At 64.4% G+C, this 20,212-nt stretch carries 24 protein-coding genes; 14 read left to right on the plus strand and 10 right to left on the minus strand.

Annotated features, from left to right (window positions below; all coding sequences use genetic code 11):
- Positions 1-372 precede the first annotated feature (372 nt).
- Positions 373-519, plus strand: a complete 147-nt coding sequence (locus tag IQ26_RS39820; protein WP_145721910.1) for a hypothetical protein — start codon at positions 373-375, stop codon at positions 517-519.
- 180 nt (positions 520-699) lie between these two features.
- Positions 700-1,134 (plus strand): thiol-disulfide oxidoreductase DCC family protein, encoded by a 435-nt coding sequence (locus tag IQ26_RS29785; protein WP_145721911.1) that lies wholly within the window; start codon positions 700-702, stop codon positions 1,132-1,134.
- 35 nt (positions 1,135-1,169) lie between these two features.
- Here IQ26_RS29785 and IQ26_RS29790 read toward each other — a convergent pair whose 3' ends face one another.
- From IQ26_RS29790 to IQ26_RS29800, 3 genes are all read right to left on the minus strand, one after another.
- Entirely contained in the window at positions 1,170-1,553 is a 384-nt protein-coding gene (locus IQ26_RS29790) for a DUF1850 domain-containing protein (protein ID WP_145721912.1), read from the minus strand.
- Positions 1,550-3,658, minus strand: coding sequence for a TRAP transporter permease (locus tag IQ26_RS29795; protein WP_145721913.1), 2,109 nt, complete (start codon positions 3,656-3,658; stop codon positions 1,550-1,552). Before IQ26_RS29795 ends, IQ26_RS29790 begins: the two co-directional genes overlap by 4 nt.
- A 162-nt stretch (positions 3,659-3,820) precedes the next feature.
- On the minus strand, positions 3,821-4,780 hold the full coding sequence (locus IQ26_RS29800) for a TAXI family TRAP transporter solute-binding subunit (protein WP_145721943.1): 960 nt from the start codon (positions 4,778-4,780) through the stop codon (positions 3,821-3,823).
- A 258-nt stretch (positions 4,781-5,038) separates the two neighbouring features.
- Between IQ26_RS29800 and IQ26_RS29805 the strand changes: the two genes are divergently transcribed.
- Complete coding sequence (locus IQ26_RS29805; RefSeq protein WP_145721914.1) at positions 5,039-5,392, plus strand: YciI family protein; 354 nt, start codon at positions 5,039-5,041, stop codon at positions 5,390-5,392.
- Positions 5,389-6,648 carry an RNA polymerase sigma factor gene (locus IQ26_RS29810; protein ID WP_145721915.1) on the plus strand — a complete coding sequence of 420 codons (1,260 nt, stop codon included), beginning with the start codon at positions 5,389-5,391 and terminating at the stop codon, positions 6,646-6,648. The genes IQ26_RS29805 and IQ26_RS29810 overlap by 4 nt, the downstream gene beginning before the upstream one ends.
- Positions 6,649-6,662: 14 nt before the next feature.
- Here IQ26_RS29810 and IQ26_RS29815 read toward each other — a convergent pair whose 3' ends face one another.
- The 5 genes from IQ26_RS29815 to hrcA all read right to left on the minus strand — a co-directional run bounded on the left by IQ26_RS29815 (position 6,663) and on the right by hrcA (position 11,005).
- Positions 6,663-7,289 carry a glutathione S-transferase family protein gene (locus IQ26_RS29815; RefSeq protein ID WP_145721916.1) on the minus strand — a complete coding sequence of 209 codons (627 nt, stop codon included), beginning with the start codon at positions 7,287-7,289 and terminating at the stop codon, positions 6,663-6,665.
- Between the two features lie 267 nt (positions 7,290-7,556).
- Positions 7,557-8,534 (minus strand): cysteine synthase A, encoded by a 978-nt coding sequence (gene cysK, locus IQ26_RS29820; RefSeq protein ID WP_145721917.1) that lies wholly within the window; start codon positions 8,532-8,534, stop codon positions 7,557-7,559.
- Between the two features lie 210 nt (positions 8,535-8,744).
- Entirely contained in the window at positions 8,745-9,362 is a 618-nt protein-coding gene (locus tag IQ26_RS29825; RefSeq protein ID WP_145721918.1) for a LysE family translocator, read from the minus strand.
- A gap of 261 nt (positions 9,363-9,623) precedes the next feature.
- Positions 9,624-9,821 carry a hypothetical protein gene (locus IQ26_RS29830; RefSeq protein ID WP_126036330.1) on the minus strand — a complete coding sequence of 66 codons (198 nt, stop codon included), beginning with the start codon at positions 9,819-9,821 and terminating at the stop codon, positions 9,624-9,626.
- 86 nt (positions 9,822-9,907) lie between these two features.
- Positions 9,908-11,005, minus strand: a complete 1,098-nt coding sequence (gene hrcA, locus IQ26_RS29835; protein ID WP_145721919.1) for a heat-inducible transcriptional repressor HrcA — start codon at positions 11,003-11,005, stop codon at positions 9,908-9,910.
- 135 nt (positions 11,006-11,140) lie between these two features.
- Between hrcA and rph the strand changes: the two genes are divergently transcribed.
- From rph to IQ26_RS29860, 5 genes are read left to right on the plus strand one after another with little or no spacing between them, the layout of a single operon-like run.
- On the plus strand, positions 11,141-11,857 hold the full coding sequence (gene rph, locus IQ26_RS29840; RefSeq protein ID WP_145721920.1) for a ribonuclease PH: 717 nt from the start codon (positions 11,141-11,143) through the stop codon (positions 11,855-11,857).
- Between the two features lie 14 nt (positions 11,858-11,871).
- Entirely contained in the window at positions 11,872-12,282 is a 411-nt protein-coding gene (locus tag IQ26_RS29845) for a VOC family protein (protein WP_145721921.1), read from the plus strand.
- Entirely contained in the window at positions 12,282-12,944 is a 663-nt protein-coding gene (rdgB, locus tag IQ26_RS29850; protein WP_145721922.1) for an RdgB/HAM1 family non-canonical purine NTP pyrophosphatase, read from the plus strand. The genes IQ26_RS29845 and rdgB overlap by 1 nt, the downstream gene beginning before the upstream one ends.
- Positions 12,941-14,104: a radical SAM family heme chaperone HemW gene (gene hemW / locus IQ26_RS29855; RefSeq protein ID WP_145721923.1), complete on the plus strand. Its 1,164-nt coding sequence runs from the start codon at positions 12,941-12,943 to the stop codon at positions 14,102-14,104. Before rdgB ends, hemW begins: the two co-directional genes overlap by 4 nt.
- Before the next feature lie 3 nt (positions 14,105-14,107).
- Complete coding sequence (locus IQ26_RS29860; RefSeq protein WP_145721924.1) at positions 14,108-14,431, plus strand: low molecular weight protein tyrosine phosphatase family protein; 324 nt, start codon at positions 14,108-14,110, stop codon at positions 14,429-14,431.
- A 9-nt stretch (positions 14,432-14,440) separates the two neighbouring features.
- Here the strand turns inward: IQ26_RS29860 and IQ26_RS29865 are convergent, their stop codons facing one another.
- Entirely contained in the window at positions 14,441-14,629 is a 189-nt protein-coding gene (locus IQ26_RS29865) for a hypothetical protein (RefSeq protein ID WP_145721925.1), read from the minus strand.
- Between the two features lie 409 nt (positions 14,630-15,038).
- Between IQ26_RS29865 and rsmI the strand changes: the two genes are divergently transcribed.
- Together rsmI and IQ26_RS29875 are read left to right on the plus strand one after the other, a co-directional pair.
- Complete coding sequence (rsmI, locus tag IQ26_RS29870) at positions 15,039-15,986, plus strand: 16S rRNA (cytidine(1402)-2'-O)-methyltransferase (protein ID WP_145721926.1); 948 nt, start codon at positions 15,039-15,041, stop codon at positions 15,984-15,986.
- Entirely contained in the window at positions 15,979-16,356 is a 378-nt protein-coding gene (locus IQ26_RS29875) for a YraN family protein (RefSeq protein WP_145721927.1), read from the plus strand. The genes rsmI and IQ26_RS29875 overlap by 8 nt, the downstream gene beginning before the upstream one ends.
- Before the next feature lie 32 nt (positions 16,357-16,388).
- Here IQ26_RS29875 and IQ26_RS29880 read toward each other — a convergent pair whose 3' ends face one another.
- Positions 16,389-17,195, minus strand: a complete 807-nt coding sequence (locus IQ26_RS29880; RefSeq protein WP_145721928.1) for an undecaprenyl-diphosphate phosphatase — start codon at positions 17,193-17,195, stop codon at positions 16,389-16,391.
- Positions 17,196-17,357: 162 nt separating this feature from the next.
- Here IQ26_RS29880 and IQ26_RS29885 point away from each other — a divergent pair, with 162 nt between their 5' ends.
- From IQ26_RS29885 to IQ26_RS29895, 3 genes are read left to right on the plus strand one after another with little or no spacing between them, the layout of a single operon-like run.
- Positions 17,358-18,050: a glutathione S-transferase family protein gene (locus IQ26_RS29885; protein WP_126036306.1), complete on the plus strand. Its 693-nt coding sequence runs from the start codon at positions 17,358-17,360 to the stop codon at positions 18,048-18,050.
- Entirely contained in the window at positions 18,031-19,191 is a 1,161-nt protein-coding gene (gene queG, locus IQ26_RS29890) for a tRNA epoxyqueuosine(34) reductase QueG (RefSeq protein ID WP_145721929.1), read from the plus strand. The genes IQ26_RS29885 and queG overlap by 20 nt, the downstream gene beginning before the upstream one ends.
- The gene (locus IQ26_RS29895) at positions 19,188-20,093 is read left to right on the plus strand and encodes an SDR family oxidoreductase (RefSeq protein ID WP_145721930.1); all 906 of its coding nucleotides are present in this window, start codon (positions 19,188-19,190) and stop codon (positions 20,091-20,093) included. Before queG ends, IQ26_RS29895 begins: the two co-directional genes overlap by 4 nt.
- The last annotated feature ends 119 nt before the right edge of the window (positions 20,094-20,212 follow it).

Consider the following 20,212-nt stretch of genomic DNA (forward strand, 5'->3'; position numbering starts at 1 on the left):
GCGGCGGCGGTTCCCGCGGAAGCCGCCTGCCTGCTTGGGCCGGATTGATCCCGGCTCGTGCGGTCAACGTGCTTGTGCCGGGAGGGGTTCCTGACTTTCCCCGGGCAAGTATGGAAATTTCGCAACACCGACCAAGGCTGAAACAGAAGCGCGCCGGAGCGACATCCAAACGAAACATATGTGATGCAAAAGTCACATCGACCGAAATGTCGGCGAACTGCATGGAAAGACCCCGAATCAGCCGCATTCCGGCCACGAACCAAGGCATTTTCGACCAGATATTAACATCGTGTTCACCGACTATTCACGCCTCGACGCTATGATCCCCGCAATTCGGAAGGGACATCCGAAATCGGGACAGGGACAGGTAAAATGAACTTCTGGAATCACATCGCCGGCTATGCCGCCGCCATCCGTGAATTCGTCGCGCCGACCTATCGGCCGGAGCGCTATTACATGCGCGGCCCCGGCCCCGCTTGCGCACGCCGCGGCAACACGCTTGGTATCAGCGCACACTGATAACGATCATGGAAAGCCGTCACGACAGCCGAATCTGCAGGCCGGCCACAAATCATCGCGCAACCACCTACCGTGCGGAGCGCCCTGCACTGGCCGACCGGCGGCGTGCGACAACGCCAAGGCTTTGATCTCGCCGCCAACCGGCTTAGTGTCTTTTGAGACCTAGCAGCCGGGACTCGCGTGGCTACCCTCATCCATCCTCCAGAATCCTTCGAAGCAAGCCATCCGTTGATCGTGTTCGACGGCGTCTGCGTGCTATGCTCGGGCTTCGTGCGCATGGTGGTGAGGCTCGACCGTGAAGGGCGCTTCCGCTTCGCCACGGCGCAGTCGCCGCTCGGCGAAGCGCTGTTTCGAAGATCCGGGCTGCGGACGGACAGCTACGAGTCCAATCTGGTCCTCATCGACGGCGCCGCCTTCACCCACCTGGACAGTTTCGTTGCCGTCATGGCCGAACTGGGCTGGCCGTGGCGGGCAGCGAGATCGCTGCTGCTCTTGCCAAGACCTGTTCGCGACTGGCTCTACGATCGCATTGCAAAGAACCGCTACGCCTTGTTCGGCAGGAAGGACAGCTGCGAGATCCCTTCCGCCGAATTGAAAGCGCGGCTGATTGGCTAGACGCCGGACCAGCATGAGGCCGGCACAATCGTCCGCTACCGCGGCTGGCTGAAACCTTCCGGCCCGCACGGCTCCAGTACGATCGTGCCGCCTGCCGCCTGGGCCAGTTCGCGACAGTCTTCAACCGTGCAGAGCGTCCAGCCTCCACCGGTCGCGCCAGATGCGGCGAGCACGAGGCGCGGCTGAGGTTTGATCGCGGGCGTGTAGGCCCACCAGCCGTCCCGCAGCACGGCGCCCTCGGGCGGCTCCATGCCGGCGCCCGAGCCCTTGATCCGAGCCTCGACGATTTGCAAACCGGAAGGCAGCACCTTCCAGTCTTCCTGCCAATGCGTCTTTTCCACCGAATGCGTCCAGGCGAGCGTGAAGGAGGCCACAGTGAGCGTCACCGTCTTGCCGGCGGCCAGGATACAGAGGCTCATGCGGTCCCGGTGGCGGACGTCTGCCGCGCGCGCCAGCAGTGCCAGCCGATCCAGGCAAGAGAAAGCGCCCAGCCGGCCTCGTCGGTGACAGGCAGCGCGGCAACCAGCAGCGCGCCGGCAGCGAAGGCGACGAAACGTTCCCACAACGCCATGCGCCGGGCGAGGAAGCCGACGGCGGCCGCCCCCCACAGGACTATGGCCATGCACGCCTTGGCGACGACATAGGCGACCTCGACGGGATAGCCGAACTGGGCGGCAATCGGACCGGGGTCCTGCAACATCAGTGCCGGGGTATAGACCGCCATGAACGGCACGACGAAGCCGGCGACGGCAAGCTTGGTGGCCTGGATGCCGATCTTGAGGCCGCTCTCCCTGGCCATGGGCGCGGCGGCGAACGCGGCCAGCGCCACCGGGGGGGTGAGGTCGGCCATGATACCGAAATAGAAAACGAACATATGGCTGACCACCAGCGGCACGCCGAGCGACAGCAGTGCCGGCCCGGCCAGCGACGAGGTGATGATGTAGTTGGGGATCGTCGGTATGCCCATGCCGAGCACCAGGCATGTGAGCATGGTCAGCACCAGCGACAGGAACAGATTGTTCTCGCCGATGGAAATGATCCAGCCGATGAAGGTGGAGGCGATGCCGGTGAGCGTCAAAGTGCCGATGACGATGCCGACGATGGCGCAGGCGATGCCGACTGGCAGCGCGTTCCTGGCGCCTTCGGCGAGCGAATCTATGCATATCTGCAGCGTCTCGCGCCCACCCTTGAAGGCGAGGCAGGCGACAACGAGCCCGGCGATCACAAGGCTGAGGATGTTGACGCCGAACCGCATAAAAGAGGCGGCGGCAAGCCCCAGCGCCAGCCAGAAGACGATGCGGAAGGCAAGCGGCCCGATCAACGCCGCCAGCGGCGTGCCGAGGATGAGCACAATGGTCAGCGCCAGGCCCATGGTACCGGCGAAGATCGGCGTGTAGCCGGCAAACAGCAGATAGATGAGCGCGGCCAGCGGCAGCACCAGCGGCCAATGTCTTCTCACCGCGTCCCATGGATTGGGCAGGTCCGCCTTGGCCATGCCCTGCAGGCCGGCCTTGCCGGCTTCCAGGTAGACCTGCCAGAAACAGGCGCCGAAATAGAGCAGCGCCGGGATGATCGCTGCCTTGACCACCTCGGCATAGGGAATGTTCAGCGTCTCGGCCATGATGAAGGCGACCGCGCCCATCACCGGCGGCATGATCTGGCCGCCCATCGAAGAGGTTGCCTCGACGGCGCCGGCGAAGGCCGAACGGAAGCCGAAGCGCTTCATCAGCGGGATGGTGAACTGGCCGCTGGCCACCACGTTGGCGACGCCAGAGCCGGAAATGGTGCCCATCAGTCCCGAGGACAGAACGCAGACCTGGGCCGGGCCGCCGCGCCACGAGCCGACCAGGCCAAGCGCGAAATCGTTAAACAGCGCGATCATGCCGGCGCGTTCGAGAAAGGCGGCGAAGACGACGAAGATAAAGATGTAGGCGGCCGAGACGTAGACCGGCGTGCCGTATATGCCTTCGGTGCCAAAGGCATAGGTGTCGACGAGCTGGGCGAAATCATAGCCGCGATGAATGAAAGGCGGCGGCAGATGATTGCCGGCGAATGCGTAGGCGAGGAAGACGAAGGCGAGGAAGGCAAGCGGCAGCCCCATCAGCCGGCGCGCGGCCTCGAAAACCAGCACGATCAGCACCGCGCCGACGATCAGGTCCGGCGTGGTGAGGAAGCCGGAGCGCCGGATGAGATCGGCATAGAACACCCAATTGTACACGCCGGTGGCAAAACCGAGCACGCCGAGCGCCCAGAACGCTGCTTTCGCTGGTGCGTTTTTGGCGCGCAGATTGGCGATCAGCCCAAAGCCGAGCAGCAGCAGGAAACCGACATGCATGGCGCGCACCACCTGGCTCGGAAGGCTGCCATAGGCGGCGATGTAGAGCTGGAAGATGGAGAAGGCGACGGCGATGAGAAAGGCGGCCTTGCCGGCGAGCCCTTCGCCAAAACCGGGCGGCAGGCCTTCGACGGGAGCTTCGGCGGTGGGGGAAAGAACGGTCGGGGTTTCGCGATGGGCGTCGGTCATTGGCGGGTTCCTGGCGGGCGGTTCCCCTCCCCCTTGAGGGGAGGGTGGACAGCCGCCGAAGGCGGATGGACAGGTGGGGTCGTTGCGGCAGTGCGCGGCCTGAACCGACCTCACCCGCCTCGCTTCGCTCGGCACCCTCCCCTCAAGGGGGAGGGGGACGGCTTACTTGATGAGCCCCTTCTCCTTGTAATACCTCTCGGCGCCTGGATGCAGCGGCACCGGCATGCCGTCGAGCGCCTTGGCTAGGTCGATCGCCTTGGCGGCGGCGTGAGCGGAGGCGATCTGGTCGAGGTTATCGAACAGCAGCTTGGTCATCTGATAGGCGGTCTCGTCGGAGACATCGGCGTGGGTGATAAGGAAATTGCCGACGGCGGCTGTCGCGACATCCTCGGTCTGGCCTTCATAGGTGCCCTTGGGAATGGCCACCGAAAGATAGGGCAAGCCGATCTTGGCAACGTCCTCCGCCGGGACGGCAACGACGTTGATCGGCACCGACGTGGCGAGGTCGCGTATCGAGGCCACGCCGAGGCCAGCCGATTGCAGCGTGGCGTCGAGCTGGCGGTTTTTGATGAGCTCGACCGATTCGGCGAAGGGCAGATATTCGACCCGTCCCAGATCCTCGTATTTCAGCCCGGCGGCGGCGAAGATGGCGCGGGCGTTGAGCTCGGTGCCGGAGGCCGGCGCGCCGACCGACAGGCTCTTGCCCTTGAGGTCGGCGAGCGTCTTGATGCCGGACTCCTTGCTGGCGACGATCTGGATGTAGTTGGGATAGATGGCGGCAATGCCGCGCAGCTTGTCGAGCTTGCCCGGGTAGCCGGCTTCGGTGTTGCCCTCGGCGGCCAGTTTGACGGCATCGCCGAGCGCGAAGGCGATCTCGCCCTTGCCCTGCTGCAACAGGTTGAGGTTCTCGACCGATGCTTTCGTCGCCTGCACCTGGGTGCGGGCGCCTTCGATGCCCTTGCCGTAGATTTCCGACAGCGCGACACCGAGCGGATAGTAGACGCCGGAGGTACCGCCGGTCAGCACGTTGATGAACTCCTGCGCCTTGGCCGACACCGCGCCAAGGCCAAGCGACAGCGCCAGCGCGCCGGCGGCAACAAACTTCGTCCTGAAATTGAGCATCATGATTTCCTCCCTGAATATTTGCCGCCGCACTGTCCCTTCAGCACGACCCGAGGCGAGTTTAGACAGCGGGCGGGAAATGCCAACCCGCAATTGCCCTGATTAGACCAACGGTTGAGTGGGCGCGAAACATATGCCCGCTTGCACAAGACGCCACCGCGGACGAAAGATTTTTCCAACGCCTGTCGAAATCGAACGAGGCCGCACGACATACGTCCGGCTCGCAACGATGCAGCCTTCGAGATATGGGAGAAGATCATGCGATACATGCTTTTGATCTACGGAAACGAAGCTGGGATGGCCGCGGCGCCAGCGGATGCGGTGACCCAGATGTCGAGCGCCTATGTCAGCTACACGGAAGCGTTGAAGAAATCCGGCGCCTGGCTCGCCGGCGATCGGTTGAAGCCGACGCAATCCGCCACCTCGGTGCGGATAACCGATGGCAAGACCAACGTGCTCGACGGCCCTTATGCCGACACCAAGGAACAGCTTGCCGGTTTCTACATGATCGAGGCGGAGGACGTCGACGCGGCGATTGCCTGGGCAGCGCGCTGCCCGGGTGCCAGCACCGGCACGGTCGAGGTTCGGCCGATCTGGGAATTGACCATGTGACCGGGCAAGAGTCCGACACAGCGCGGGCGGCGGCGGAGGCGACCGCCCGCCAGAGTTACGGCAAACTAGTCGCCTATCTTGCCGCACGCATGCGTGACGTGGCCGGCGCCGAGGACGCGCTGGCCGATGCGTTTGCGGCGGCGCTGGAGCGCTGGCCGCAAACCGGCGTGCCCGGGAAGCCGGAAGCCTGGCTGCTGGCGGTGGCGCGCAGGCGCCGGGTCGACGCGATCCGGCGGCGGCTGACAAGCGAGGCCAGCCGCGACCATCTGAGGCTGATCGCCGAGGAGATGGAGGCACGCATGACCGACGAAGACCTGCCCGACGAGCGGCTCAGGCTGATGTTTGCCTGCGCCCATCCGGCAATCGAGGCGGGCGTGCGCGCGCCGCTGATCCTGCAGACCATTTTAGGCTTCGACGCGGCGACGATTGCCTCGGCCTTCCTGGTGTCACCGGCAACGATGGGCCAGCGCCTGGTACGCGCCAAGGCCCGTATCCGCGAGACCGGCATTCCGTTCCGCGTGCCTGAAAGAGCCGAGCTCGGCGAGCGGTTGGATGCGGTGCTGGAAGCGATCTACGCCGCCTTTGCCGAAGGCTGGTCCGACCCGGCCGGCACCGAAACCCGGAGCCGCAACCTCGCGACCGAAGGCATCTGGCTCGGCCGGCTCGTGGCCTCGCTGATGCCGGACGAGCCCGAAGCGCTTGGCCTGTTGGCCCTGATGCTGTTTGCCGAGGCGCGGCGGGCGGCGCGGCGCAATGCCGTCGGAGACTATGTGCCATTGGCCGAGCAGGAGCTTGTGTTGTGGGACGGCGCCATGATCGACGAAGCGGAGACATTGCTGAGGCGCGCCGCGGCCAAGGGCGTTGTCGCCCGCTACCAGCTCGAAGCGGCCCTGCAATCCGCCCACACGGCGCGGCGGCTGACCGGACGGACCGACTGGATCGCGATCAAACATCTTTACGATGCACTATCGGTGATTGCCGGCTCGCCGGTGGTGTCGATCAACCGCGCGGTCGCCATTGCCGAGGCCGACAGCGCCGCGGCGGGATTGAGCGCACTTGATGAGCTTGGCGGCGACAAGCGGCTTGCCGACTACCAGCCCTATTGGGCAGCGCGCGCCGGTCTTCTGGCCAGACTCGGTAAGACTCCGGAAGCGGCCGCAGCCTATGATCGAGCGATCGGCCTTGAACGCGATCCGGCCGTGCGCCGGTTCCTTCAGGAACGACGGGCGGGGCTCGGCCGCGCGGAGAAAGCCTGAGACAGGCGATCGGTTCAGGCCGGCCACATATCGTGGGAGGCGTTCAGTTTCCTCATCACCTGATGCTCCCGCAATCCGGCCCACAGGCGTTCGATGTTTGGCCAGGCGCTGGGGACCTTTTCAATCTCGGGATGCCAGGCCACCAGCATGACGAGGTAGACGTCGGCCAGCGAGAGCCGGTCGCCGACCAGCCAGTCCCGGCCTTCTAGGGCGGCATCGAGAATGGCAAAGCCGCGATCCATTTCGGCAACCGCAGCCTCCTTCACCGCGTCCATGCCGCTGGGGTCGGCCGTGTAGCGATGGGCGTAGTAGAACCGCAGGTCGGCCGGATAGATGACCGACGACATGAAGGTCATCCAGCGCAGGAAGTCGGCGCGGGCGGATGAGCTCGCCGTCGGGGCCAGACCCGCCTCCGGGTGGCGCTCGGCAAGCAGGATGCAGATCGCTGCCGATTCGGTCATCGAGCTTCCGTCCGGCAAGATCAGGACCGGGACCTGGTTCAACGGGCTGATGTCGAGAAAGGCCTGATCAGGCGAGGCCGACTTCGGAACGTCGATCTGGTCGAAAGGCACGCCAGCCAATGCGAGCGCCGCCTCGACGACAAAGCCGCCGGTGTTGGCACGGGTATAGAGCTTGTACATCAGATCCTCCGCCAGCCAGTGCAAGGCCGGTGACGATCTGAACCGGAAGCGCCGCTTTGCTCAAGCAAGCGGCGGCCCGCCACAGGTGTTTTTTCAGCAGTCCAGCGCTGCCATCCAGGTCCTCGATGCACAAGCTGGAGCCTGTCGCGCCATAGGGGGACTCGCGCAAACCTTCGAGATTGGCTGAAGGCTAGCCGCCTTCGTGCTCCCAGGGCGGAGCAGGAACGAAGCGGAGCGCAGACCCTGGGATGACGAAGTGTCGAGAACCTAAGCCCCCAGCCCTTCGAACAAGATCGTCGACAGATAGCGCTCGGCGAAGGACGGGATGATCACCACGAGGTTCTTGCCCTTGTTCTCCGGCCGCGAGCCGACGACGATCGCCGCCTGCAGGGCAGCGCCCGACGAGATGCCTACCGGCACGCCTTCGAGGCGGGCGACGAGCCGCGCATTGGCGACCGAATCCTCGTTGGAGACCTTGACGATCTCGTCATAGATCGTCGTGTCGAGGATTTTTGGCGCGAAGCCGGCGCCAATGCCCTGGATCTTGTGCGGACCGGGCTGACCGCCCGACAGCACCGGCGAGGCTTCCGGCTCGACGGCGACGACATGCACGGAGGGCTTGCGCTGCTTCAGCACCTGGCCGACGCCGGTGATGGTGCCACCGGTGCCGATGCCGGCGACGAAGATGTCGACTTCGCCATGGGTGTCGTTCCAGATTTCCTCAGCCGTGGTGCGGCGGTGGATTTCCGGGTTGGCCGGATTCTCGAACTGCTGCGGAATGACGGCGTCGGGCAGCGTCGCCGCCAGCTCGTCGGCCTTGGCGATGGCGCCCTTCATGCCTTTCGGCCCTTCGGTCAGCACCAGCTCGGCGCCGAGCAGCGCCAGCATTTTCCTGCGTTCGACCGACATGGTTTCCGGCATGGTCAGGATCAATTTGTAGCCCTTGGCGGCGGCGGCGAAAGCGAGCGCGATGCCGGTATTGCCCGAGGTCGGCTCGATCAGCGTGGTCCTGCCGGGTGCAATCCTGCCCGATGCCTCCAGCGCCTCGATCATGGAGACGCCGATGCGATCCTTGACCGAGGCAATCGGGTTGAAGAATTCGAGCTTGGCCAGCAGATTGGCAACGACGCCTTTTTCCCCGGCGAACTTGTCGAGCCGCACCAGCGGCGTGTCACCGATCGTCTCGGTGATCGAATTGTAGATTCGGCCGCGGCCGGGCGTGTGCGCGGTGGTGGGCTTGTTCATTGGTTTCGCTCCCCAGAGGTCAGATAGGCCAGAGTCAGATAGGGCAGAGTCCGTCAGGCAAAGTCAGGCGGCATAAGATAGGGCCGTCCGCCGCGCAAGATAGTCTGTCGGTTGAAAATATCCGAGTGGGGCGCATGCTGAAAACAGCTTCGCCCCGGAAAAGCATTTCAGGCAGTAGCCTGTTTTCGGAATGGCTTGGCCGTGAAATGCCTATTGCCGGACGGCGATCGCAGCTGCCGCTCCGACCATGAAACCGGCGGCGGTGCGGTTTAGCGCCCTCAGCGCGCGCGGCGACTTCAGGAGCCCGCGCGCCTTGGCCGCCAGCGCCAGATAAGGCACCAGAACCACCAGGAGCACGAACAGCGTCAGCGCGACGAGGATGCCGTAGTCGGCGACCGTGATGGTCTTCAGATCTACGATGGTCGGCGTGATGGCGAGATAGAAGATCATCGTCTTCGGATTGCCGAGCGTAACGACGAGGCCGGCAACAAAGCTCGACACCAGCCCGCCCTTGCCCTTCTTCGCCTCGACCGTTTCGGGCGTGATGCCGCTGGTCCAGAAACGCCAGCCTAGGAAGGCGAGATAAGCGACACCCAGCCATTTGATTGCCAGAAAGGCCATGCCGAAGGTCTGCGCGACGAAGGCGAGGCCGAGCACCACGGCTGTGAGATAGGTGAGATCGCCGAGCATCAGCCCGAAGGACATGGCGAGCGCCGAGCGAAAGCCGGATCCAAGCGCACGCGCAATGAGCGCGGTGAGCCCTGGGCCAGGGATCGCCGCGGCGATGGCGAGGGCCGCGCTATAGGCGAGGAATCCGGTGAGGGTCATGGTTTCGGCTTCAGCGCACGACCCCGAAAATCGGAATCAACTTTTTAAGACTGCGCCTTGTCGCACGGGGGCGGGCAGGCGTGTACCCCCTGAGGCCGGATTCGATTGCACCAGGGCCGGGCCGGCCGGGCGAACCCGCCGGTCAGCACGGGCTGCCGCCGTAGGGAACGCGCCAGATGTGCCGTTGCCGTCCTCGGTGAGGATCAGCTCGCCGTCCTTGGCCACCGCAGATTTGAAGGGATCTCGGCTCCGTTTCGAAGCTCAGTTCCCGGCCGCGTAAAAATCGTCGTCGAGGCGCTTTTCCAGTTCAACGAGATCGGCCGGCAGCGGCAAGCCCATGGCGCGCATTTCCCTCAGCTTTTCGCGCAGCTGTTCCTGCACTTCATGCTGATCCTCGGGCTGGTTGATCATCTGCTCGAGCAACAGGCTGATCTGGGCTTTGAATGATTCCAGCGCCATTTTTTTCTCCTTGAGGTCCGCCCTAAGCGCTTCGCGTTCGAAGGGAAGCTGCGACGGGCTTTAGTTCCTTGTTCTTGTGCATGTCGTTACCGCAGCATGCGGGAAATAAGCTGCGCGGTATAGTCGACCATCGGCACGATGCGAGCGTAGTTCAGCCGGGTCGGGCCGATGACGCCGAGCGCGCCGATGACGCGGGCGTCCTTGTCGCGATAAGGCGCCACGACCAGCGACGAGCCCGACAGCGAAAACAGCTTGTTTTCCGAGCCGATGAAGATGCGCACGCCGGACCCTTCCTCGGCAAGGTCGAGAAGCTGGATCAGCCCGTCCTGCGTCTCCAGATCCTCGAACAAATGCCGTAACAGTTCGATGTCGGCCTGGGCGGTGACGTTTTCCAGCAGATTGGCGCGGCCGCGCACGATGAGACGCGCCGGCAGGCCGCTCTCAGCGCCGGCCCAGACCGCAAGGCCCTTCTCGACCAGATCCTGCGACAGCGTGTCGAGGGCGGCCCTGGTCTCTTCCTTGATGCGGGCGATCTCGATCCGCGCCTCGGCCAGCGTGCGGCCGCGGATGTGGGCATTGAGGAAGTTCGAGGCTTCGTGCAATTGCGAGATAGTGATGCCGGCGGGCAGGTCGACGACGCGATTTTCGACGTCGCCGTTCTGCGACACCAGCACGGCCAGCGCCTTGGTCGGCTCGAGTTGGATGAATTCGATGTGCTTGAGCGCCACCTCGTTCTTGGCGGCGAGCACGAGGCCAGCGCCGCGCGACATGCCGGACAGCATCTGGCTGGCCTCGGTGAGCATGTGTTCCAGCGTTGCGCCCGAGCCGGACGCGCGCACCTGCGCCTCGATGATGCGGCGCTCCTCGTCGGAGAGGTCGCCAAGCTCCATGAAGGCATCGACGAAGAAGCGCAGGCCGGCCTGGGTCGGCAGCCGGCCGGCCGAGATATGCGGCGCATAGATCAGGCCGAGATGCTCGAGATCGCTCATCACGTTGCGGATGGTAGCCGGCGACAGCGACGACGGCAGGATCCGCGACAGGCTGCGTGAGCCGACCGGCTCGCCGTCCTTCAGATAAGAATCGACGATGCGTCGAAAGATGTCGCGCGAACGCATGTCAAGCGATTGAAGTGCGGGCGACTGGAGCACGGGCGACTGCGAACCGGGATCGACTGCTTTGGTCATGCGGGCCAAAAACCTCCGGCCCAAGGATATAGACTTCGGCCGCGCCCGCGCAACCGGCCATTTTCCTTTGCGCCATGCGCCCCATGCGGCTACAAGCCGGCCACGATTCCGAAAAATGACAAGAAAGAAGCCTGAATGCGCCCTTCCAAACGCCAATTCGACGAAATGCGCGCCATCTCCTTCGAGCGTGGCGTCTCCAAGCACGCGGAAGGTTCGTGCCTGGTGAAGTTCGGCGACACGCATGTGCTGTGCACGGCGAGCCTGGAGGAAAAGGTGCCAGGCTGGATGCGCAATTCCGGCAAGGGCTGGGTGACGGCGGAATACGGCATGCTGCCGCGCTCGACCGGCGAGCGCATGCGCCGCGAAGCTTCGGCCGGCAAGCAAGGCGGCCGCACGCTGGAAATCCAGCGGCTCATCGGCCGTTCCCTGCGCGCCGTGGTCGATCTGCAGGCGCTCGGCGAGCAGCAGATCACCGTCGACTGCGACGTGATCCAGGCCGATGGTGGCACGCGCACCGCCTCGATCACCGGCGGCTGGGTGGCGCTTTACGACTGCCTGCGCTGGATGGAAGCCCGGCAGATGGCCAGCGTCGCCAAGGTGCTGAAGGATCATGTTGCGGCGATTTCCTGCGGCATCCATGACGGCCAGCCGGTCATCGACCTCGACTATCTCGAGGATTCCTCGGCCGGCACCGACGCCAATTTCGTCATGACCGGCAAGGGCGGCATCGTCGAGATCCAAGGCACGGCCGAGGGCGAGCCTTTCTCGGAAGAGCAGTTCACGGCGCTGATGGAATTGGCCAAGAAGGGCATCCAACGACTGGTCAGCCTGCAGCAGATGGCTGTAGGTTAACCTTCGATTCTGTCATGACCCCTTCAGCCATCCTCGAATCAGCTCTCTACGTGACCGACCTCGATGCCGCGCAGGACTTCTATTCCGACGTGCTTGGGCTCGATCTGCTGGGCAAGGCCGACGGCAGGCATCTTTTCTTCCGTTGCGGGAACGGCGTGCTGCTCATCTTCAACGCCGAGGCGACCAAGGTGCCGCCGGCGCCCGACGCCAGGCTGAAAGTGCCGACGCATGGCACTGTCGGCGATGGCCATCTCTGCTTTGCGGCGAGCGCGGACGAGATCGTACGCTGGAGAGCGCATCTTGAGCAGAAGAAAATCGCCATCGAAAGCGAGTTCGAATGGCCGCAGGGCGGCCACTCGATCTATATTCGCGACCCCTCCGGCAATTCGATCGAATTCGCCGAGCCAAGAATCTGGGGCATCTGATGCATTCGCTTGATGGGCACAGAATTGTCGTCGCCAGCCACAATGCCGGCAAATTGCGCGAATTCGCCGATCTGATGGCGCCATTCGGCATTGAAGCGAAGTCGGCCAAGGAATACGGCCTGCCGGAGCCGGACGAGACCGGCACCACCTTCGAGGAGAACGCCTATATCAAGGCTTTTGCTGCCGCCAAGGCGACAGGCCTGCCGGCATTGTCGGACGATTCCGGCCTGTGTGTCGATGTGCTGGGCGGAGCGCCCGGCGTCTACACCGCCAATTGGGCCGAGGCGCCGGACGGTTCGCGTGACTTCGGCATGGCGATGCGGCGAGCGGAAGTGGCATTGCAGGAAATCGGAGCGGTCGCGCCTGCCCAGCGCAAGGGCCGCTTCGTCGCCGTCATCTGCCTGGCCTTTCCCGACGGCGCGGCCGAATATTTTCGCGGCGAGGTCGAGGGCACGCTGGTGTGGCCGCCGCGCGGCGAACTCGGCTTCGGCTACGACCCGGTGTTCGTGCCGGACGGTTTCCAAAAGACCTTCGGCGAGATGACCGCAGAGGAAAAACACGGCTGGAAGCCCGGCCAGCCGACGGCATTGTCGCACCGCGCCCGCGCCTTCCAGAAATTCGCGCAGGCCAGAGTGGATTTGGCACAATCGGGCTCGGCATGACCATGCTGCTCGACCGCAGCCCCGGCTTCGGCGTCTACATCCACTGGCCGTTCTGCGCGGCCAAGTGCCCCTATTGCGACTTCAACAGCCATGTCCGTCACCAGCCGGTCGACCAGGAGCGTTTTGCACGCGCCTTCGAGACCGAGCTTGCGACAATGCGCGACCGCACCGGGCCGCGCGAGGTGACCAGCATTTTTCTCGGCGGCGGCACACCGTCGCTGATGAAACCGCAAACCGTGGCGACGGTGCTGGACGCGGTGGCGAAGAACTGGACGGTGCCTGATGGCATCGAGGTGACGCTGGAAGCCAACCCCTCCTCGGTCGAGGCCGAGCGCTTTCACGGCTACCGGGCAGCGGGTGTCAACCGCGTGTCGCTCGGCGTGCAGGCGCTGAACGACAAAGACCTGCGCTTCCTCGGCCGGCTGCACAATGTCGATGAAGCGCTGCATGCGATTGGTCTGGCGCGCGAGATCTTTCCGCGGCTATCCTTCGACCTGATCTACGCGCGGCCCGGCCAGACCCCTGAAGCCTGGCAGGCCGAGCTCGAACAGGCGATTGGCCACGCCGCCGATCATCTGTCGCTCTACCAGCTGACCATCGAGGAAGGCACGCCATTCCACGCGCTGCATGCGGCCAAGAAATTCGCCATTCCCGACAACGACCATGCCGCCGATCTCTACGCGCTGACGCAGGAGATCACCGCCGCCCATGGGCTTCCGGCCTACGAGATTTCCAACCACGCCAGATCAGGAGCGGAAAGCCGGCACAACCTCACCTATTGGCGTTATGGCGAATATGTCGGCGTCGGTCCCGGCGCGCATGGCCGTTTCGTCGAAAACGGCCGCCGCGTGGTGACGATCGCGGAGAAAATGCCGGAAACCTGGGCCAATCTGGTCGAGGCCAAGGGCCATGGCATCACCGGCGGCGAGACCCTGACGCGCTCGGAAGAGGCCGACGAGTTCCTCTTGATGGGGCTGAGATTGGCCGAGGGCATCGATCTTTCGCGCTACGAAGCGTTTTCCGGGCGCGGCCTGTCGACGGCACGGCTGTCGGTGCTGCAGGGCGAGGGGCTGGTGGCGCCGATCGGCAATGCCCGCCTGCGCGCCACGCCGGCCGGCATGATCGTGCTTGATGCGGTGGTGGCCGACCTGGCGCGGTAGCCGGTGAAGAACGTCCTCTTCGTCTGTAGCCAGAACCGCTTGCGGAGCCCTACGGCCGAGCAAGTATTTTCCGGCCGCAGGGACATCGAAGTCGCATCGGCCGGCACCAACCATGATGCCGACAATCCACTGACGCATGAACTCGTAGCCTGGGCTGACATCATCTTCGTGATGGAGAAGGCGCACCGCGCCAAGCTGCAGCAGAAATTCAAGACAAGCCTGAAGAAGGCTCGCGTGATCTGCCTCGACATTCCGGACGATTATGAATTCATGGACCCAGCCTTGATCCGGCTGCTTGAGACGCGCGTCTTGAGATATTTGGGTTGAGAGCGGCGTCTAAGCATCGTGCTTGTGACGGCGCTTGGCGTGGTCTTTCTCGGCGATCACCCCACCGGAGCGAGCCGGCTTGGCATCGCCCTTGGCGCGGCGGGCGCGGTGCTGATCGCTTGTAGGGTATGATGGTGCGCCATTGCGGGCGCTTTTCGTTTCAAGGCGGGTGATGAAAATGTCGAAGCGATTGGGCATCGTCTGGTCAGTGCTCCATCGTGCTGCCGGTGTCGGTCGAGGGGTTCGATTTCCAGATTGGTCGCCTTTGATGGACGACGCTTTGGCGGCTTTTTCGCCAAGCTGACCTCGGTCTCTGCAGGCCGGCTCCTATCCTTCCGCGCGGCGAAGCGCCTGCGGCCGGCATAATACGGTTCGAAAACGTCCTGTATCTTAAGGCTGTCCATCCTGCTCCTCCCGAGATCAGGGATAAAACCCGCCGGGCATGGTTTCGTTCCGTACTGTGGCAAGGACATGGCGGCCATCTCACTTTGGCCTGGGGGTTTTGCAACCCGGCGTGAGCCGTGCCAAACAGGGGTCGAACGCATTCAAAATGTTAGAACGTCTCGCGCGCGTCCATACACGCTCGGCGCTCTAACGAGGGACACCAGTGACCGGCGAGTTGGCAAAACGCAGCTATGTGATCGGCCAGACCGAGATATCGGCCCGGCCGCTCGCGCCGGCGCTCTACCTGGTGGCAACGCCGATCGGCAATCTCGCCGACATCACATTACGGGCGCTTGAAACGCTCGCCGCCGCCGACATCGTCGCCTGCGAGGACACGCGTGTCAGCCGCGTGCTGCTCGACCGCTACGGCATCCGCCGCCGCACGTCAGCCTATCACGAGCACAACGCCGGCGAGGCCGGGCCGAAGCTGATCGCAGCCTTGCTGGCCGGGCAGAGCGTGGCGCTGATCTCGGATGCCGGCACGCCGCTGATCTCGGATCCCGGCTACCGATTGGTCGGCGAGGCTCTCGACCAGGGCATTCGCGTCGTGCCGATCCCTGGCCCGTCGGCGCCGCTTGCAGCGCTGACGGCGTCGGGCTTGCCCTCCGACGCCTTCCTGTTCGCCGGGTTTTTGCCGGTGAAGGCCGGTCAGCGGCTGACGCGTCTGGAAGCGCTGAAACAAGTGCCGGCGACGCTGATCTTCTTCGAATCACCGCGCCGGCTGGCCGAGACGCTCGGCGCCACGGTCGAGGCGCTGGGTGGAGCGCGCAGAGCCGCGATCGGGCGCGAACTGACCAAGACTTTCGAGGAGATGCGGACCGGCACCTTGCAGTCGCTTGCCGATCACTACGCGGCGACCGATACGCCGAAGGGCGAGATCGTCATCTGCGTCGGCCCGTCGGAAGCAACGGCCGACGAGCCGGCCGATATCGACCGGCTTCTGCTTTCGCTTGCCGACGAGATGCCGGCCTCCAAGGCGGCGGCGGAGGCTGCCAAGATGACCGGCGGCCAGAAGCAGGCGCTCTACCGGCGATTGCTCGAGCTCAAGGATAGCGGGAAGAATCGGGATGCCGGGAAGGATGGCGACACCGGGAAAGACGGCGATGGCTGAGCGCCCGGTCGCCAGCCGCCAGCAGGCCTACCGGCGCGGCCACCGCAGCGAGTGGCTGGCGGCTGCTGCTTTGATGGTGAAAGGCTACCGGATCCTGGCGCGCCGCCACCGCACGCGGTTCGGCGAGATCGACCTGATCGCGCGGCGCGGCGACCTGGTGCTGTTCGTCGAGGTGAAGGCCCGCCGCACGCTGATGGAAGCCATGGAGGCTGTTCGCTACGAGTCGGAGCGCCGCATCGAAAGCGCCGCCGATCTCTGGCTGTCGCGTCAATCCTACTATGGAAGATTGTCGGTGCGCTTCGACATGGTCGCGGTGCTGCCGTGGCGCTGGCCGGTGCATGTCGAGAATGTTTTCTACGGGCGAAACTGAACGGCAACCCCGGCAGTCAGACCTGTGCCGCCTCACCCCCAGATGAACAGCGCCGCCAGCCCGACGGTGCCGATGACCAGCCGCCACCAGCCGAACAGCGAATAGCCGTGGCGCGAGACGTAGTTGAGCAGGAAGCGCACGACGATAAGCGCAGCGACGAAGGCGGCGATGAACCCGGCGGCGATGACCGGCAGATCGGCGCTGGTTAGCACATTGCGGTTCTTGAAGAGGTCGAAGGCAAAGGCGCCGACCATCGTCGGCATGGCGAGGAAGAAGGAGAATTCCGCGGCCGCCCGTTTGTCGACGCCCAGAAGCAGCGCGCCGACGATCGTCGAGCCGGAGCGCGACGTGCCGGGGATCAGTGAAAGGCACTGGAACAGTCCGATCTGCAGATAGAGCCTGAGCGGAAACCGCTCGACATCGTGGTAGAGCGGCTTCGGCTTGAGGCGATCCACCCACAACAACACGACGCCGCCGATGATCAGCATGATGCAGATCAGCCTCGGCGATTCAAACAGCACCGTCTTGATAAAGCCATGCGCCAGCGCGCCGATGACGGCCGCCGGTAGGAAGGCGACGAGGATGCCGAGGACGAAATGCCGCGTCCCCCGATCACGCGGCAGATCGATCAGCATCTGCCACAGACGATGGAAATAGACGCTGAGGATTGCCAGTATGGCGCCGAGCTGGATCAGGATCTCGAAGGCCTTGCCGGTCGAGTGGAAGCCGAGAAAATGGCCGGCTAGCAGGATATGGCCGGTCGACGAGACCGGAATGAATTCGGTCAGGCCCTCGATCATGCCGAGCAGCAGCGCTTCGACGATGGTCTGGCTTTCCATGGCAACCTCGGCGTTCGAGTGGGAACTTGAAGAACGGCTTGCTTGTCATGGCGCGGAACTCCTCCTATAGGTCGCAGCACCCTGACGGCCCGGTGAATCGGGGCGGCCAAGACTTACCGGCGCAGCCGGCGATTTGCCAGTGCGCTCTATTATCGCGGGACCATGCTGACGCTTTTCCACCACCCGATGTTCGCCTCCTGCCGGTTCGTGCGCCTAGCTTTCGGCGAGTATGGCGAGGAGCTGGCGCTGATCGAGGAGAAGCCGTGGATGCGGCGCAAGGAGTTCCTGGCGCTGAACCCGGCCGGCACGCTGCCGATCCTGCTTGCCGAGGGGGACGTGCCGATCGTCGGCGCCATGGTCATCGCCGAGTATCTCGACGAGACGCGCGGCGTCCTCAAGCGCGACAAGCGGCTATTCGCCGAGGACCCGATGGGGCGCGCGGAAATCCGCCGGCTGACCGACTGGTATCTCAACAAGGCCGATAGCGAAGTGACACGGCACCTCGTGCGCGAGCGCGTGCTGAAACCGGTCATGCCGGAAACGGCGGGCGGCGGTTCGCCCGATTCGGCGGCGATCCGCGCCGCGCGCGCCAATATCCGCCAGCACATGAAATACACCAACTGGCTGGCTGGCACACGCCATTGGCTGGCCGGCAACAAGGTCACCTATGCCGATCTCGCGGCTGCGGCTGCGCTGTCGGTGCTCGACTATCTCGGCGAGATCGACTGGCGCGAACACGCTGCCGCGCGCGAATGGTATGCACGGGTGAAATCACGGCCATCGTTCCGGCCGCTTTTGTCCGACCGGGTGCGCGGCCTGTCGCCGGTGTCACATTATGCGGACCTCGATTTCTAGAGCGGAAAACCTGCGCGCGCTGATCGACCGCGAGGCGCAGCGCGCCGGTTTCGATGCCGTTGCCGTCACCACGCCCGATGCCATCCCGCAGGCGCCGGCCCGGCTTGCCGAATTTGTCGCCGACGGCTTCCACGGCTCGATGGGCTGGATCGCCGAGACGCTCGAACGCCGGGGCGAGCCGACAGCACTTTGGCCTGAGGTTCGCTCCGTCATCGTGCTGGCCATGAATTACGGCCCCGACCACGATCCGCGCGCCGTCCTGGCGAAGCACGACCGCGGCGCGATCTCCGTCTACGCGCAGAACCGCGATTACCACGACGTGATGAAAGGCCGGCTGAAAGAGATCGCCGGCAAGATCGTGGCGCGCTCGGGGAGCGACGTAAAAGTGTTCGTCGACACCGCCCCGGTGATGGAAAAGCCGCTGGCCGAAGCCGCCGGCCTCGGCTGGCAAGGCAAGCACACCAATCTGGTCAGCCGCGAGCACGGCTCCTGGCTGTTCCTCGGCACTATCTTCACGACGGCCGAGCTTGCACCCGATACGCCCGAGGACGACCATTGCGGTTCGTGCCGCGCCTGTCTCGACGTTTGTCCGACCGACGCCTTTCCCGCACCTTACCGGCTCGATGCACGGCGCTGCATCTCCTATCTCACCATCGAGAACAAGGGGCCGATCCCGCATGAGTTCCGGGAAGAGATCGGCAACCGCATCTATGGCTGCGACGACTGCCTCGCCGCCTGCCCGTGGAACAAGTTTGCCCGGGCTGCGTCCGAGGTGAAGCTTGCCGCGCGCGACGATTTGCGCGAACCGCGCCTCGCCGATCTCTTGGCGCTAGACGACACTGCTTTCCGATCCTTCTTTAGCGGGTCGCCGATCAAGCGCATCGGCCGCGACCGCTTTGTCCGCAATGTGCTGATCGCCGCCGGCAATTCCGGCGATTCCTCGCTCGGCAGCGCCGTGCGCGCGCTGCTCAGCGATGCCTCGCCCCTGGTGCGCGGGGCGGCGGTATGGGCGCTATCCCGGCTTGTGCCCGCTTCGGGATTTGCCAAATGTGCCGCCGCCGCGGTCAAAGCGGAAAGCGACGAGGCCGTGCAACGTGAATGGCGCCTGGCGCTGGCAAAGCAAATCGAGGCGCACGCATGAGCGAGAAGCAGATCTTCATTTTCGGCGCCGGCTATTCGGGCAAGGCGTTTGCCCGCGCCAACGAGGATGCCGGCACGATCCTTGGCACGACACGCGCGCCGGAGAAATTCGAAGCGCTGCGGCAGGCCGGAATCGCGCCGCTGCTTTTCGATGACGCGCTGACACCCGAAATCGGCGATGCGCTTGAGAAAACAACCCATCTCGTCGTCTCAGTGGCGCCGGCCGAGGCCGGCGACCCGGTGCTGAATGCAGCGCGTGGAACAATCGCGGCGAAGATGCCGGCGCTCGAATGGATCGGCTATCTCTCCACAGTCGGCGTCTATGGCGACCATGGCGGCGGCTGGGTGGACGAGACCTCCGAATGCCGGCCGGTGTCGAAGCGCTCGGCGATGCGCGTCGCCGCCGAGCAGGACTGGCTGAAACTGGGTTGGGAGATCGGCCGGCCGGTAGCGCTCCTGCGGCTGTCCGGGATTTACGGGCCGGGCCGCAATGCCCTGGTCAATCTGGAAAACGGCACCGCCCGGCGGCTGGTCAAGCCGGACCAGGTATTCAACCGCATCCATTGCGACGACATTGCGGGGGCGCTCTTGCATCTGGCCAGAGTCAATCGCGGCGGCATCTTCAACGTCACCGACGATCTGCCAGCACCGCCGCAGGATGTCGTCGCCTACGCCGCAGGGCTGATGGGCGTCACGCCGCCGCCCGAGATTCCGTTCGAAACCGCCCAACTTTCGCCCATGGCGCGGTCCTTCTATGGCGAGAACAAGCGTGTCGCCAATACGGCGATCAAAGCGGCCGGCTATCGTTTTCGCTTTCCCGACTACCGGTCGGCCTTCGATCGAATGTGGGCTGACGACACCTGGCGTGACGGCGAGCCGCGCAGCCCGATGAAGCGGTCGTGATCGAAACCTTGAGCCGGGCGTGATATGATTCGACTTAAATTCGCAGAGGGGTTCTGCTTCATGAAAACGCTGAAGCAATCAATGCCCGGCAGAGCAATGCTGCTAAAGCGCGTCGCGAC

This window comes from Mesorhizobium tianshanense, assembly GCF_007830515.1.
Taxonomy (GTDB): domain Bacteria; phylum Pseudomonadota; class Alphaproteobacteria; order Rhizobiales; family Rhizobiaceae; genus Mesorhizobium; species Mesorhizobium tianshanense.